Source organism: Arthrobacter sp. GCM10027362, assembly GCF_042679445.1.
In the GTDB taxonomy this organism is placed as follows: domain Bacteria; phylum Actinomycetota; class Actinomycetes; order Actinomycetales; family Micrococcaceae; genus Crystallibacter.
The window spans coordinates 1-14,171 of sequence record NZ_JBHTML010000103.1; the positions used below are offsets into that span (position 1 = coordinate 1).

The 14,171-nt window shown below is 70.0% G+C and carries 14 protein-coding genes; 7 read left to right on the top strand and 7 right to left on the bottom strand.

Annotation, left to right across the window (positions count from 1 at the left end; translation table 11 throughout):
• Window positions 1-42: 42 nt before the first annotated feature.
• The 3 genes from gabT to ACFQ36_RS14320 form a co-directional block, all read right to left on the bottom strand.
• Window positions 43-1,407 (bottom strand): 4-aminobutyrate--2-oxoglutarate transaminase, encoded by a 1,365-nt coding sequence (gabT, locus tag ACFQ36_RS14310; RefSeq protein ID WP_377014695.1) that lies wholly within the window; start codon window positions 1,405-1,407, stop codon window positions 43-45.
• Window positions 1,408-1,664: 257 nt separating this feature from the next.
• Window positions 1,665-1,802, bottom strand: a complete 138-nt coding sequence (locus ACFQ36_RS14315; protein ID WP_377014696.1) for a methionine/alanine import family NSS transporter small subunit — start codon at window positions 1,800-1,802, stop codon at window positions 1,665-1,667.
• A complete protein-coding gene (locus tag ACFQ36_RS14320) occupies window positions 1,799-3,376 on the bottom strand; it encodes a sodium-dependent transporter (protein ID WP_377014698.1) in 1,578 nt (525 codons plus the stop codon). Before ACFQ36_RS14320 ends, ACFQ36_RS14315 begins: the two co-directional genes overlap by 4 nt.
• A 171-nt stretch (window positions 3,377-3,547) precedes the next feature.
• On the opposite strand from ACFQ36_RS14320, the gene ACFQ36_RS14325 reads away from it, so the two are divergent.
• From ACFQ36_RS14325 to ACFQ36_RS14335, 3 genes are all read left to right on the top strand, one after another.
• On the top strand, window positions 3,548-5,002 hold the full coding sequence (locus tag ACFQ36_RS14325; protein WP_377014700.1) for a PucR family transcriptional regulator: 1,455 nt from the start codon (window positions 3,548-3,550) through the stop codon (window positions 5,000-5,002).
• 57 nt (window positions 5,003-5,059) lie between these two features.
• Entirely contained in the window at window positions 5,060-5,701 is a 642-nt protein-coding gene (locus ACFQ36_RS14330; RefSeq protein ID WP_377014701.1) for a putative glycolipid-binding domain-containing protein, read from the top strand.
• A gap of 88 nt (window positions 5,702-5,789) precedes the next feature.
• Window positions 5,790-6,224: a hypothetical protein gene (locus ACFQ36_RS14335; protein WP_377014703.1), complete on the top strand. Its 435-nt coding sequence runs from the start codon at window positions 5,790-5,792 to the stop codon at window positions 6,222-6,224.
• Window positions 6,225-6,288: 64 nt separating this feature from the next.
• Here the strand turns inward: ACFQ36_RS14335 and ACFQ36_RS14340 are convergent, their stop codons facing one another.
• From ACFQ36_RS14340 to ACFQ36_RS14350, 3 genes are read right to left on the bottom strand one after another with little or no spacing between them, the layout of a single operon-like run.
• Complete coding sequence (locus tag ACFQ36_RS14340; RefSeq protein ID WP_377014705.1) at window positions 6,289-7,389, bottom strand: polyprenyl synthetase family protein; 1,101 nt, start codon at window positions 7,387-7,389, stop codon at window positions 6,289-6,291.
• A 9-nt stretch (window positions 7,390-7,398) separates the two neighbouring features.
• Window positions 7,399-8,709 carry a geranylgeranyl reductase family protein gene (locus ACFQ36_RS14345; RefSeq protein WP_377014717.1) on the bottom strand — a complete coding sequence of 437 codons (1,311 nt, stop codon included), beginning with the start codon at window positions 8,707-8,709 and terminating at the stop codon, window positions 7,399-7,401.
• A gap of 16 nt (window positions 8,710-8,725) precedes the next feature.
• Complete coding sequence (locus tag ACFQ36_RS14350) at window positions 8,726-9,424, bottom strand: demethylmenaquinone methyltransferase (RefSeq protein ID WP_377014707.1); 699 nt, start codon at window positions 9,422-9,424, stop codon at window positions 8,726-8,728.
• 88 nt (window positions 9,425-9,512) lie between these two features.
• Here ACFQ36_RS14350 and ACFQ36_RS14355 point away from each other — a divergent pair, with 88 nt between their 5' ends.
• The 4 genes from ACFQ36_RS14355 to ACFQ36_RS14370 all read left to right on the top strand — a co-directional run bounded on the left by ACFQ36_RS14355 (window position 9,513) and on the right by ACFQ36_RS14370 (window position 13,462).
• The gene (locus ACFQ36_RS14355; RefSeq protein WP_377014709.1) at window positions 9,513-10,889 is read left to right on the top strand and encodes an isochorismate synthase; all 1,377 of its coding nucleotides are present in this window, start codon (window positions 9,513-9,515) and stop codon (window positions 10,887-10,889) included.
• A 119-nt stretch (window positions 10,890-11,008) separates the two neighbouring features.
• Window positions 11,009-11,815 carry a basic amino acid ABC transporter substrate-binding protein gene (locus ACFQ36_RS14360; protein WP_377014711.1) on the top strand — a complete coding sequence of 269 codons (807 nt, stop codon included), beginning with the start codon at window positions 11,009-11,011 and terminating at the stop codon, window positions 11,813-11,815.
• Window positions 11,816-11,893: 78 nt separating this feature from the next.
• Window positions 11,894-12,679 carry an amino acid ABC transporter permease gene (locus tag ACFQ36_RS14365; protein WP_377014719.1) on the top strand — a complete coding sequence of 262 codons (786 nt, stop codon included), beginning with the start codon at window positions 11,894-11,896 and terminating at the stop codon, window positions 12,677-12,679.
• 3 nt (window positions 12,680-12,682) lie between these two features.
• Window positions 12,683-13,462 carry an amino acid ABC transporter ATP-binding protein gene (locus tag ACFQ36_RS14370; RefSeq protein ID WP_377014713.1) on the top strand — a complete coding sequence of 260 codons (780 nt, stop codon included), beginning with the start codon at window positions 12,683-12,685 and terminating at the stop codon, window positions 13,460-13,462.
• Window positions 13,463-13,486: 24 nt separating this feature from the next.
• On the opposite strand, the gene ACFQ36_RS14375 is transcribed toward ACFQ36_RS14370, so the two are convergent.
• On the bottom strand, window positions 13,487-14,171 hold a 685-nt coding region (locus tag ACFQ36_RS14375; RefSeq protein ID WP_377014715.1), incomplete at its 5' end, for a thiamine pyrophosphate-dependent enzyme.

Here is a 14,171-nt window from a genome sequence, read left to right on the forward strand (position 1 = left end):
GCCTGCCCCCGCCCGCTGCGCGGCGGGTCGTTCGGCCGCCGGCTAGCCGGCGGCGCGGATGGCGGCCTCGAGCACGTTGAGGGCATCGGCCAGCAGCTCGTCGCTGATCACCAGCGGCGGCAGCAGGCGGACCACGTTGCCGTAGGTGCCGCAGGTCAGGATGATGACGCCCTCCTGCAGGCAGCGCTCGGCGATGGCCTTGGTGGCGGCCGCATTGGGTTCCTTGGTGCCGGGGTTGACGAACTCAAGGGCCAGCATGGCGCCGCGGCCGCGGACCTCGCCGATGATTCCGAGCTCTTCGGCCAGCTTGGTCAGCCGGTCCCTGACCTGGGTCTCGATCGCCCGGGCGCGGGCGTTCAGGTCCAGCTCTTCCATGGTGCGGATGGCCCCCAGGGCGGCGGCACAGGCCACCGGGTTGCCGCCGTAGGTGCCGCCAAGGCCGCCGCCGTGCACGGCGTCCATCAGCTCGGCGCGGCCGGTGATCGCCGAGAGCGGCATGCCGCCGGCGATACCCTTGGCCATGGTGATAATGTCCGGCACGATGCCCTCGTGCTCGGAGGCGAACCAGGCGCCGGTGCGGCAGAAGCCGGCCTGGACCTCGTCGGCGATGAAGACAATGCCCTTCTCCTTGGCCCAGGACGCCAGCGCCGGCAGGAAGCCCTCGGCCGGGACGATGAAGCCGCCCTCGCCCTGGATGGGCTCGATGATGATGGCCGCGACGTTCTCGCCGCCGATCTGCTTCTCGATCATGGTGATCGCGCGCTCCGCGGCCTGGGCGCCGGTGATTTCGGCTTCCTCACGGAAGGGGTAGCTCATCGGGACGCGGTAGATCTCCGGCGCGAACGGGCCGAAGGAGCCTGCCGGGCTGGACTTGTAGGGGTTGGCCTTGGCGGTCAGGCCCATGGTCAGGTTGGTCCGGCCGTGGTAGGCGTGGTCGAAGGCGACGACGGCGCTGCGGCCGGTGGCCAGGCGGGCCACCTTCACGGCGTTCTCCACGGCCTCGGCCCCGGAGTTGAACAGCACGGAGCGCTTCTCGTGGTCGCCCGGGGTCAGTTCGGCCAGCTTCTCGGCGACGGCGATGTAGCCCTCGTAGGGGCTGACCATGAAGCAGGTGTGGGTGAAGTGCTCCACCTGGTCCTTCACGGCGCCCACCACGGCGGGATCGGAGGCGCCCACGCTGGTCACGGCGATGCCGGAGCCCAGGTCGATGAAGGCGTTGCCGTCCACGTCCAGAATGATGCCGCCGTCGGCGTCGGCCACGTAGACGGGGACGCTGGAGGCGACGCCGCCGGCCACCACCTTGGCGCGGCGGGCGGCGAGTTCGGCCGACTTGGGGCCGGGGAATTCGCCGCGGATGTTGCGCTTCTGCTCGAGGCGGTACTGCGGCTGGGTTGCCTGGGTGGTCATGGGTTGCCTTTCATTCCGGGAGCTGTCCGGGCGCCGGGTACCGTTCCCTTCGGGGATCGCGCCGCAGCGCACCCGTGCAGGGCGGGCGCCAGGATGCTGGTGTGGCCTGCGGCATGCCATGCCGCACTACAGCCGAGATTACGCCGGGCGGATCCGGCTGCCTATGGCCGGGCGTACAGGGGACCAGCATCCGGTTGGTGCAGTTGCCCAGCCGGTACGGCAGGCCGGGGCGCAGGCCGGATCCGCGCCGGCCGCTGCTACAGTTCCGGCGCGTGCTCCTCGGGCAGCATGCCCTCGTCTTCGGGATGGCGGCGCAGGTTCAGCAGCGCGAGCGCCAGGCCTCCCCAGAGGGTCCCGATGGCAATGATGAGCATGATGATGGCGGCGGTACTCACGGCGCTACCTCCTTCGGCTGAGTCGTTCCCGGTGCGTCCAGCACCGGGTGGTTGGCTGCGGACCGGCTCCCCCACGGGATGAACGACAGTGCCAGCGCGACGACCACGAGGGCCGCGGCCGTACCCCAGCCGAAGACCCCGACGAACCAGGCCGGCATCTCCCCGTAGCCGGTCTGGATCCGGGCAATGAGTTCGCTGATCAGGATGTAGCCGAGCACCACCGGCGCCACGATGCCGACCATGATGCGCCAGAGGCGGCCCAGCTTGACGGTCGAGGTCTCGTTCACGTGGCGGCCCAGCATCGGCAGCGTGCGGAAGCCGTAGGTCAGCAGCAGCACCGCAACGAAGGCCACCGCCATAATCCCGAAATTGTTGACGAAGGCGTCGGTCACGTCGAGCAGGTTCAGGCCGGTGGTGGTCGGGAACAGGAGGATCGACAGCAGCGCCAGCGGGATCCCGACGGCCCAGGTGGCCCTGACCCGGGCCAGACCCAACTTGTCCTGCACGGCGGCGATGATCACTTCGATGATGCTGATCAGCGAGGTCAGCCCGGCGAAAACCAGCGAGCCGAAGAACAGCACCCCGAGCAGGGCACCCGCCGGCGCTTCGGAAATGATCGCCGGGAAGGCGATGAAGGCCAGGCCGATGCCCCCGGCGGCCACGTCCCCGACGCCGGTGCCGGCGCTGAAGGCCATGAATCCCAGGGCCGCGAACACGCCGATGCCGGCCAGCACCTCGAAGCCGGAGTTGGCGAAGGCCACGACCAGCCCCGAACCGGTCAGGTCCGTCCGGCGCTTGAGGTAGGACGCGTAGGTGACCATGATGCCGAAGGCGACGGAGAGGGAGAAGAAGATCTGCCCGTAGGCGGCCGCCCAGACTCCGGTGTCCAGCAGCGCCGCCCAGTTCGGGGTGAACAGTGCGTCCAGCCCGCCGGCCGCGCCCGGCAGGAGCAGGGCCTGCACTACCAGGACCAGGAACATCACCAGCAGCAGGGGCAGGAAGATGACGTTGGCCCGGGCTACCCCCTTCATGACGCCGGCGGCCAGCACGAACAGCGTGAAGGCCCAGACGAGCACCAGCGGGATCAGCACTCCCGGCACGTAGTTGAAGCCGATGGTCACCTGGTCGCTGGCCTGGAGGAATTCGCCCAGGAAAAACCCGGCCGGGTCGTCGCCCCAGCGGCGGGTGACGGAGAAGATCATGTACATGGCGGCCCAGGCGATGATGACCGCGTAATAGATCGCGATGACAAAGCAGATGGCCACCTGCCACCAGCCCAGGGCTTCGGCCCTGGGCGTCAGCCTCCGGAAGGCCAGCGGGGCCGAACCGCGGAACCGGTGGCCGACGGCATAGTCCAGGAACAGCAGCGGGATGCCGGCCGTCAGCAGCGCCACCAGATAGGGAATGATGAACGCGCCGCCGCCGTTCTCGTAGGCCACGTAGGGGAAACGCCAGATATTGCCCAGGCCGACGGCCGAGCCAATGGCGGACAGGATGAAGACCTTGCGGGTGGACCAGACCTCGCGCGGCGGAACTGAGTCTGCGAAACCGTGAGGGTGCTCCGCGTTCTTCATGGCAAAAACCTCCAATATCGGTGCGGCCTTGCCAAACGTGCAGGTCCGGACGTGCTTCATGGTAGCCGCGGCCCTGCGATCGGAGAAACTTGGCCACGGCCGGCAGGTGAACACCGGCCACGCCTGGCCGCCATGGTGCACTTGCACAACGTCCGGCCGTAGAGTGGAGGCATGGCCGTCACCCTTGCCAACCTGCTGGCCACCCCGTCCCTCCGTCTGCATCTGGCCGGCACAGCCACCGGACACCCGGACGATCCGATCACCTGGGTAGCCTCGACCGAACTGGAAGATCCGCTGCCCTTCCTCAGCGGCGGCGAGGTGGTGCTCACCACCGGGCTGCGCCAGAAGACGGCCGCGGCCCAGCGCCGTTTTGTCCGCCGCGTCCACGAGGCCGGGGCCGTGGCCATCGGCTTTGCACTGGGGCTGACCCACCAGCGGGTGCCGCCGGCATTCCTGGCCGAGGCCGACGTCCTGGACCTGCCCGTCTTCGAGGTGCCCTACGAGACCCCGTTCGTAGCGATCAGCCGGATGGTGGCCGACGCGATCTCGGCGGATCATTACGGCAAGCTGGAGCGGCTGCTGCGCGACCACCAGGCCCTGGCGGGTGCCCTCCTCGGCGGCGGAGGCCTGCCGGCGCTGCTGCGCTCGCTGGCGGCGATGGTGGGCACCGACGTCGCGCTGTGCCAGTACGGCGCCCGGATCTTCAGCACGCGCGCCAGTGCCGAAAGTGACGGCACCGGCGGAAACTGGAACCAACTGCCGATCGCCACCGGGCTGAAGGACCGCTGCACCCTGGCCTTGGCCGAGCCCTACGAGCACAACGCCATCGTGGACTATGCCCAAAGCCTGATCTCGGTGGAACTGAGCAACCAGGCGCAGCGGCGGGCCGGCGAGCGCCGCGCCGTCGGCCAACTGTTGCAGGATGTCATCCGCGGCACCCTGCAGGGCCCGGACGCCGTCCTGCGCCTGACCAATGCCGGCATCGACCCCGGCCGCCGCCAGCGGGTGCTGCTGGTGCAGACACCCGGCGGCCAGCGCCGCGCGCTGCCGTCCCTGCCACTGCCGTCGGGGTTCGACGGCAGTGCCAGCGGCGTGCTGGACGAGCGCCTGGTGGTCGTGGTGCAGGATCCGGAGACCGGCGGGTCCGCCGAGCGCCTGGGCCAGGAGCTCGGCAGCTACCTGCGTGATGCCGGCCTGAGCGCCATCGTCGGCGTCGGCGGCAGCTACGCCCAGCCGAACGGGCTGCGCTGGAGCTACTTTGAAGCCAAGGAGGCGCTCACCCGCGGCGGCCGGCTGAACCTGCCGGAACGGCTGTCGCTGACCTCGCTGCTGCTGGCCTCCGAGGATGTGCCGCTGGCGGATCTGGCGGCTGAAGCGCTGCAGCCGCTGGAGGCCTTCGACGCCGCCCACGGGGCCCAGCTGCTGCCTACGCTGGAGGCGTACCTGGACCTGAACGGCTCGGTGGCCGCCGTCGCCTCCGCCCTGGACCTGCACCGCAACTCGGTGCGTTACCGGCTCGCGCAGATCGTGGAGCTCACCGGCTACGATCCGGCCGTCACCGCGGACCGGGTGCACCTGTGGCTGGCCCTGGCGGTGCGGCGGATGGGGTCCGAGGCAGGCGCCTGAGCCGCGGTCCGGAGGCTGGCTATTGCGCCGCGCGCCTTCAGGCACAAGGCTTAGCCCATGGGACACGAAACGCACGAGAGCCGTGTGTGCACCTGGCTCGGCGAGGACGATCCGGGCCGCGCGGATACCGCGACCATCAACCTCGAGCCCGAGCGGCTGACCGCCCACGGCGCCTCGCGTGCCCCCGCCTATGCCGCCAGCTGGTCCCTGACCACCACGGAGAACTGGATCACCGAGCACCTGACCATCTCCGTGCATGGCACCGGCTGGAGCCGGCATCTGGACATGCTCCGGGCGCCGAACGGCAGCTGGACGGTCAAGGCCGCGAAATTCGGTGATCCGGCACGATCGGGCCTCGCCGGCCTGCCCGAACCAGGCATCGCGGACCCGCACGCCCTGGACCAGGCCCTGGACTGCGACATCGAGTACTGTCCCGCCACCAACTCCATGCCCATCCTGCGCCTGGGTCTGGTCCATGATGCCGGGGCCGCCGCCGAATACACTGTGGCCCTGGTGCGGATGCCCAGCCTCGAGGTGGTGCCGTCGCAGCAGCTCTACGCCGGCAGCCGCGCCTACGACGAGGACTCCGGCACGGCCCTGGTCTCCTACGGTTCGGGGGATTTCAGCGCCGAATTGCTGGTGGATTCGGACGGCATCGTGATCGACTACCCCGGGCTGGCCGTGCGCCGGCGCGGCTGACCGTAGGATGGTCACTGCGGCCCGGCCGCAACCCGCCGGGCAGTCCGGCGGGTGGACCCCAGCCAGGAATGTGAGCCAAGGAAGCGCCATGCCGGAAATGTTCGTCGATAAGTTCCGAGCCCTCGTCCCCAAGTACCTGGACCGCCCGTGGACTGAAGAGGACGGGATTTCCTATGAAGAACTCGAAGAGCTGCTCGGGGCGCACAAGTTCCAGGTCCCGCAGGCGCTCGTGGAGTTCTACCACGCCGTCGGCGGCTGCGAGGACCTGATGGAGGCCCACGACTTCTTCTGGGACCCGGACGAGCTGGAGATCGAGGACGGGTTCCTGCTGTTCCTGGACGAAATGGACGAGGAAGCCAACTGGGGGATCCGCAGCGAGCACCTGTCCGTCCCCGATCCCATCGTGTGGATCCGCACGAACCAGCCGGCCCCGCGCTGGCAGAGCGAGGAAGCGACCTTCAGCGAGTTCGTGTTCGATATGTTCGACTGGGTCTTCGACGGCGACGCCGAGGACGACGACTAACGTTCAGCCTCTCCCCCACCCTCGCAGGCTCGGGCGGGGCCCCTGCGGCTTCTCTTAGGGCGCGTCAGACATCGCGGTCGACGACGGCTTCGGCGAAGGCGGCCAAGGCCAGTTTCACGGTGCTCTCCGGCAGCGGCTCGAGCGCCGCCTTGGCCTCCTCGGCCCACTGCCGCGCCACCTCCCACGCCTGGCCGGTGGCGGGGTGCCCGCGCAGCGCCTCGACCGCCCGGCCCAGCGCCTCGTCCGAGGTCAGGTCCGCATCCACCAGTTCCAGTACCCGGGCCGCGGAGGTGTCGCCGCCGGCAGCGGCCTGGCGCAGCAGCAGGACCGGCAGCGTGGGCACGCCCTCGCGCAGGTCGGTGCCCGGGGTCTTGCCGGACTTGACCTTGATGCCGGCGACGTCGATCACGTCGTCGGCGAGCTGGAAGGCCACGCCCACCTTTTCCCCGTATTCCAGCATGATCCGGACCACCTCCTCCGGGGCATTGGCGAACATTGCCCCGAGCTGCCCGGAGGTGGCGATCAGGGAGCCGGTCTTGTCCGCGATGACGGAGAGGTAGTGCTGGATCGGATCCTCGTCCTCGCGCGGGCCCACGGTTTCGTGCAACTGGCCCAGGCACAGCCGCTCGAAGGTGCGGGCCTGGATGCCCACCGCCTCCGGACCGAGCAGGGAGCAGAGCAGCGAGGCCCGGGCAAAGATCAGGTCCCCGGCCAGGATGGCCACATGGTTGCCCCAGACCTGGTGGGCGGTGGGGGCACCGCGGCGGTAGGGCGCGGAATCCATCACGTCGTCGTGGTAGAGCGTGGCCAGGTGGGTCAGTTCCACCACCACCGCTGCCTGGATCACCTCCGGCCGGTCCGGGTCCCCCAGCTGCGAGGCCAGGATGGTCAGCAGCGGGCGGATCCGCTTGCCGCCGGCTTCCATCAGGTGCCGGCTGGTGGCATCCGCCAGCGGGTCCGAGTGGGCGATCGCCGCGCGCAGCTGCTTTTCGACCCGGGCCAGCGCCGTGGAAACCGCCGGTCCGAGGGCCGGGTCCTGGGCCACCGGGGCAAAGCCCGCAGGCAGGTTCAGGTTCGTGGCGATGGCGGCGGTGGCCGCGTCCAGGTCCACGGATTCCGGCAGGCTGGCTCCGGCGGGGGTCCAGCTCGGTTTAGCGTCAGTCACTGTTCAACACTAACTAATCGTCGGGGCAGGTTGCTTGCCGGCGGCCACAGCCCCGGTCTGGTTGGCGGCCGGCGGGGCGAGCCGCTCCAACCAGTGGATAACTCTATCCTCAAATCCGCGGCCGGCTTCGTCCGTGAGGTTGGCCAGCATCCTGACCACGAAGCGCATCAGCACCGGCACCGGCATGCCGGTGCGAAGCGCGAGTTTCATCACCGCGGGTTTGCCGATCAGCCGGGCGAAGACCCGGCCCAGGGTGAAGTGGCTGCCCCACTTGCCGCGGATGATCCCGGCATAGCCGGAGAGGGTTTCGTCGAACAGCCGCGGGCCGGCGGCAAAGGCGTCGGTGACGACCCCGGCCGCGTAGCGGGCCGATTCCATCGCATAGGAGATGCCCTCGCCGTTGAACGGGCTGACCATGCCGCCGGCATCACCGAGCAGCAGCAGCCCCGGGCTGTAGTGCGGGGTCCGGTTGAAGCCCATCGGCAGGGCCGCGCCGCGGATCTGCCCCACCTGGTTCTCCCTGCTGAACCCCCATTCGGCCGGCATGCCCGCGGTCCAGTCCCGCAGCACCTGCTTGTAGTCCAGCCGGCCGAAGGACTTGGAGGAGTTGAGGATGCCGAGGCCGACGTTGGAGGTGCCGTCTCCGACGCCGAAGACCCAGCCGTAGCCGGGCAGCGGGTTCCCGGCCCGGTCCGGCAGTTCCAACCAGCCTTCCATCCAGTCGTCCTCGTGGCGCGGGCTGGCGAAGTAGGTGCGCACGGCCACGCCCAGCGGCCGGTCGTCGCGCTTTTCGATCCCCAGGCTCAGCGCCGTGCGGGTCGAGTTGCCGTCGGCGGCCAGGACGACGTCGGCGGCGAAGTCCCGGGTTTCGCCGGTCTTGCGCCCGGCAGCATCCAGCAGGTTGGCCCGTGCCCCGGCCACCCGGCCGGCATCGTCCCGGATTACCGAGGTGACCGCATGGTGCTCGAGCAGCGTGGCACCTGCGGCCGCGGCGTGCCGGGCCAGTGCCTCGTCGAAGCCCATCCGGGTGCGGATCAGCCCGTAGCCGGGGAAATCCGAAAGCTCCGGCCAGGGCAGCTCCAGCTGCCGGCCGCCGGCGACCAGGCGCAGGCCCTTGTTCCGCCGCCAGCCGTCGGCTTCGGCATGCGGCAGCCCCAGCAGCTGGAGTTCGCGCACCGCGCGCGGGGTCAGCCCGTCGCCGCAGACTTTCTCCCGGGGGAACGCCGTCTTTTCCAGCACGGTGACGTCGATCCCGGCCTTGGCCAGATAGTAAGCAGCCGTCGAGCCTGCGGGTCCGGCACCGACAATTAGCACCTGCACATCAGTACCCTGCACGTCAGCTGGCCGGCTTCTGCGCGCGGTGGACGGCGACAATGCCGCCGCTGAGGTTGCGGTAGGCCACATCCTGCCAGCCCGAAGCGGCGATCCGGGCGGCGAGCTCGTCCTGGTTGGGCCAGGCCCGGATGGATTCGGCCAGGTAGACGTAGGATTCGGGGTTCGAGGAGATCCTGCCGGCGATGGCCGGCAGGGCGCGCATCAGGTACTCGGTGTAGAGGGTGCGCCAGACCGGGAGGACGGGGGTGGAGAACTCGGCAACCACCAGGCGTCCGCCGGGCTTGGCCACGCGCAGCATCTCCCCCAGCGCCTTGTCCGGTTCGTTGACATTGCGCAGGCCGAAGGAAATGGTCACCGCGTCGAAGGAATTGTCCGCGAACGGCAGCGCGGTGGCGTCCCCCGCGACGAAGTCGATGTCCGGCCGGCGGCGCTTGCCCACCCGCAGCATGCCCAGGGAAAAGTCACAGGCGACCACGTGCACGCCCGCATCCGCGTACGGCTCGCTCGAGGTGCCGGTGCCGGCGGCCAGGTCCAGCACCCGCTGGCCCGGCCTGGCATCCACGGCCTCGACCACGATCCGGCGCCACCGCCGGGTCTGGCCGGCCGAGAGCACATCGTTGACCACGTCGTACTTCGGGGCGACGCCATCAAACATGGCTGCTACTTCATCCGGGCGTTTGTCCAAAGATGCGCGATTCACCGGACCATTCTCTCAAAGATCTCCAACGGATTTGCCCGGCAGGCTGGCCCGGGAACGGCGGGCGCCGGGCCGAGTAGGCTTAAGGACCATGACCATCCCGCTGTCCGCGCCCTCCGGCCTGCCCGAAACCCCGGCCCGGGGCGCCGGCGCGCAGCCGCCGCCGGGCCCCCTGCGCGGCATCACCATCCCGTGGTCCGCCCTGCCGGACGCCTCCGGCCTGCTGGACTACCTGGTCCGCGACGATGTGCTCTGCTGGGTGCGCCGGGACGGCGGGCTGGTCGGTTTCGGCGAGGCCGCGCGCTTCAGCGCCAGCGGCCCGGGACGCTTCCGCGAGGCGGCGGCCTGGTGGCGTTCGGCCACCGCGGCGGCCCGGATCGAGAACCAGGTGGGCGGCCCCGGCACCGGCGCCGTGGCCTTCGGCTCCTTCGCCTTCTCCTGGACCTCCCGGCAGGAATCACGGCTGATTGTCCCGTCCGTGCTCGTGGGGCTGGACGGCGGCCGCGGCTGGCTGACCTACCTGAGCACCGATCCGGACGCCGAACTGAGCGCGGAGGCGGCCGAGGCGGTGCTGGCCGGCTGGCTGGATACCGCTTCGGCCGGCCGCGAGGCCGACGACGGCGACGCCCTGGTTCCCGGGCACGTCTCCGAGCAGCACTATAAGCGCGCCGTCGCCGCCGGCGTCGAACGCATTGCCCGCGGCGAGCTGAGCAAGCTGGTGCTGGCCCGCGACGTCGTCGCGGAACTGGCCTCCCCGGTCGCCACCGCGCAGGTGCTGCGCGAACTGGCCGTGCGCTACCAGGACTGCTGGACCTACGGGGTGGACGGACTGATCGGTTCGACCCCGGAAATGCTGATCAAGGTGGAAAACAAGGTGGCGCGCGCCCGGGTGCTGGCCGGCACCCTGGACCGGGCCAACATCCGCAAGCAGGACGGCGAAAGCGACGCCGACTACGCCCAGCGCGTGCTCGCCGGCTCGGAAAAGCAGCAGCACGAACACCAGATCGCCATCGACTCGCTGACCGCCAAGCTCGAGCCCTACACCTCGGCGATGACCTCGCACAGCGAGCCCTTCGTGCTCCAGTTGCCCAATGTCTGGCACCTGGCCTCGGACGTCTCCGCCGAACTCTCCGCAGGTTCCGGGCAGGCGCCCTCGTCGCTGGAGCTGGCCGAGGCGGTCCACCCCACCGCCGCCGTCTGCGGCTCCCCCACCGAGGTGGCCGGCGCGCTGATCCGCGAGCTGGAAGGGATGGACCGCGGCCGCTATGCCGGGCCGGTGGGCTGGACCGACGCCGACGGCAACGGCGAATGGGGCATCGCCCTGCGCGGGGCGGTGGTGGAGGCCCCCACCCGGGTGCGCCTGTATGCCGGCTGCGGCATTGTCGACGCCTCCACGCCCGAGGCGGAACTGGCCGAGACCTGGGCGAAATTCCGGCCGATGATGGAGGCGCTGGGCCTGCACCGCTGAGCAGTGTCCCTTGTTGCCGAATATGCAATTCCTGTAGCCTGCAGCGCATATCTCCTGTGACCAATTGTTACGGCTACACTTAAGCCTGATTTTCACCCGCGAGAAGAGGTAGGCAACCCATGCGAGTCCCCGTTTCCCATGCCGCCAAGGTGCTGGCGGTCCTGGCCGCCGGCGCCCTGTCCCTGACCGCCTGCGGCGGGGGTTCCTCCAGCGCGGGCAGCAGCCCCGCGGCGGGCAACGAACTGGGCTTGATCACGCCGGGCACCCTGACGGTCTGCTCGGACATCCCCTATCCGCCGTTCGAGTTCGAAAAGGGCGGCGAGTACACCGGGTTCGACATGGACCTGGTCCGCGAGATCGCCAAGGGCCTGGACCTGAAGACCGACATCAAGGACGTGGGCTTCGACGGCCTGCAGTCCGGGGCCTCGCTCGCGGCCGGCCAGTGCGACCTGGGCGCCAGCGCCATCACCATCACCGAGGAGCGCAAGAAGAACATCGGGCTCTCGGATCCGTACTACGACTCGCTGCAGTCGCTGCTGGTTCCGGCCGGCTCGCCGATCAAGTCCAAGGAGGACCTGGCCGGCAAGAAGGTCGGCGTCCAGCAGGGCACCACCGGCGAGGCCTACGCCCGCAAGAACCTGCCCAAGGATGCCCAGATCCTGGCCTTCCCCTCGGATGCCGAACTGTTCCCGGCCCTGCAGTCCGGCAGCGTCGACGCCGTGCTGCAGGACTATCCGGTGAACCTGGGCCACACCCAGGGCGGGAAGTTCGACGTCGTCGAGAAGTACCCGACCGACGAGCACTACGGCTTCGCCGTAAAGAAGAACGGCGGCGAGGCGCTGCTGAAGGCGGTCAACGCCCAGCTGGCCGAGCTCAAGAAGGACGGCAAGTACAAGGAAATCTACGACAAGTACTTCACGGAGTAAGGCATGCATACCGATAGCGGCACCGTGCCGGGCAGCCCGGCTGCGACGACGCCGGGCCCGGCCGCGGGCCGGCCGCGGCTGAAGGCCTCCACCCGCCGGCGCCTGACCCGCGGCGTGCTCTATGCCATCTTCGTCATCGCCGTGCTGCTGGTGGTGTTCCTGGCCGACTGGACGGCGGTGCGGACCAACTTCCTGGACCTGGACGTGGCCCGGGCCATGTTCCCGGAGATCATCCTCACGGCGGCGAAGAACACGGTGGTCTACACGGTCATCGCCTTCATCGGCGGGCTGGTCCTGGGCCTGGTCCTGGCCCTGATGAAGCTCTCCCCGGTGGGCCCGTACCGCTGGGTGGCCACCGCCTACGTCGAACTCTTCCGCGGCCTGCCGGCGCTGCTGGTGATCTTCGGCTTCGCCTTCGCGGTGCCGATCGCCTTCAGCTGGCGCCCGCCCGGCGGCAGCGCCGGCGCGGGGCTGATCGCGCTGATCATCGTCTCGGCCGCCTACATCGCCGAAACCATCCGCGCCGGCATCCAGGCGGTGCCGGCCGGGCAGGTCGAGGCGGCGCGTTCGCTGGGCATGAGCCCGGCGTGGACCATGGTCTCGGTGGTGCTGCCGCAGGCCTTCCGCATCGTCACCCCGCCGCTGACCAACGAGCTGGTCATCCTGATCAAGGACACCTCGCTGCTGTTCATCGCCGGCATGGCCCTGGGCGACCGGGAGCTGACCACCTTCGCCCGCGATGCCGTCTCGCAGCAGGCCAACGCCACGCCGCTGGTGGTGGCCTCGCTCATGTACCTGATCATCACGCTCCCGCTGACGCGGCTCGTCGCCTGGCTTGAGCGCCACAACAAGAGAGGCCGGTAGGCCATGGCCACCGAACTGCCCGCCGACCAGCCGCTGCCCCGGTCCCTGGACAGCGTGCCGGCCATCGAGGTGCGCAACCTGTGCAAGTCCTTCGGCGACAACGAGGTCCTCAAGGGGATCGACTTCCATGTGGACCAGGGCGAGGTGGTCTGCGTCATCGGGCCCTCCGGCTCCGGCAAGTCCACGCTGCTGCGCTGCGTGAACCGGCTGGAGGAGCCCACCAGCGGCACCGTGCTGGTGGAGGGCGTGGACATCACCGACCCGGAGACGGACCTGGATGCGATCCGGACCCGGATCGGCATGGTGTTCCAGCAGTTCAACCTGTTCCCGCACCTGTCCGTGCTGCGCAACCTCACGCTGGCCCAGCAGCGCGCCAAGAAGCGGGGCAAGGCCGAAGCCATCGAGATTGCCCGGAAGAACCTGGCCAAGGTGGGCCTGGCCCACCGGGAGGACGCCTATCCGGCCCAGCTCTCCGGCGGCCAGCAGCAGCGCGTGGCCATTGCCCGGGCGCTGTCGATGAACCCGGACATGATGCTCTTCGACGAGCCGACCAGCGCCCTGGACCCGGAGCTGGTCGGCGACGTGCTCGAAGTCATGCGCCAACTGGCCGCCGAAGGCATGACCATGATGGTGGTCACCCACGAGATGGGCTTCGCCCGCGAAGTCGGGGACCGGCTGGTCTTCATGGACGGCGGCGTCGTGGTCGAGCAGGGCAATCCGCGCGAGGTCCTGTCCAACCCGCAGCACGAGCGGACCCAGGCCTTCCTCTCGAAGGTCCTCTGAGGCCCCCGCCCCGCGTTCCCGGGGCTAGGTATTTCCCGGATGCTGCCCGCCGACGGCGTCCCGGACCGCCTCGCGGACGCGGGCGTGCAGCCGGCGCAGCCCGGCCCGCTCCGTGCGGATCTCCACGATGCCGCGGCCGGTGAACTCCTCCTTGAGCACCGGATCCAGCTGCGCCCGGTCCTCCACCAGCCGGTAGCCGAGCCCGTAGGCGGCGGCCAGCTGGGCGATCCCGGCCCGGTGCGGGGTGCCGAAGAGCCGTTCGACGGCGGCGGCGTACCGGGGCCTGCCGCCCACCTCGCCGTGTTCGAGCAGCGAGAAGATCCCGCCGCCGGCGTCGTTGAGCACCACCAGCTGCAGCGCGGGCTCCGCCTCCCCGTCCCCGAGCAGCAGCCCGCCGGCGTCGTGCAGGAAGGTCAGGTCCCCGACCAGCGCCCGGGTGTGTTCCCCGGCGCCGAGCGCGATCCCGGTGGCGGTGGCGGTGGTGCCGTCGATGCCGGCCAGTCCGCGGTTGGCATGGACAGTGCACTGCGGCTCCGGCTGCGGCCGGCCCGCCAGGTCCACGTCGCGGATCGTGTTCGAGGAGCCCAGCACCAGCCGGCCCCGGGTATGCTGCCACACGGCCGCGGCGGCCTCGAACCCGGTCAGCTCCGGCCCGCCGGCCAGCACTTCCTCCAGCGCCGAGATCGGCGTCGTCATCCTCGGTGACTTC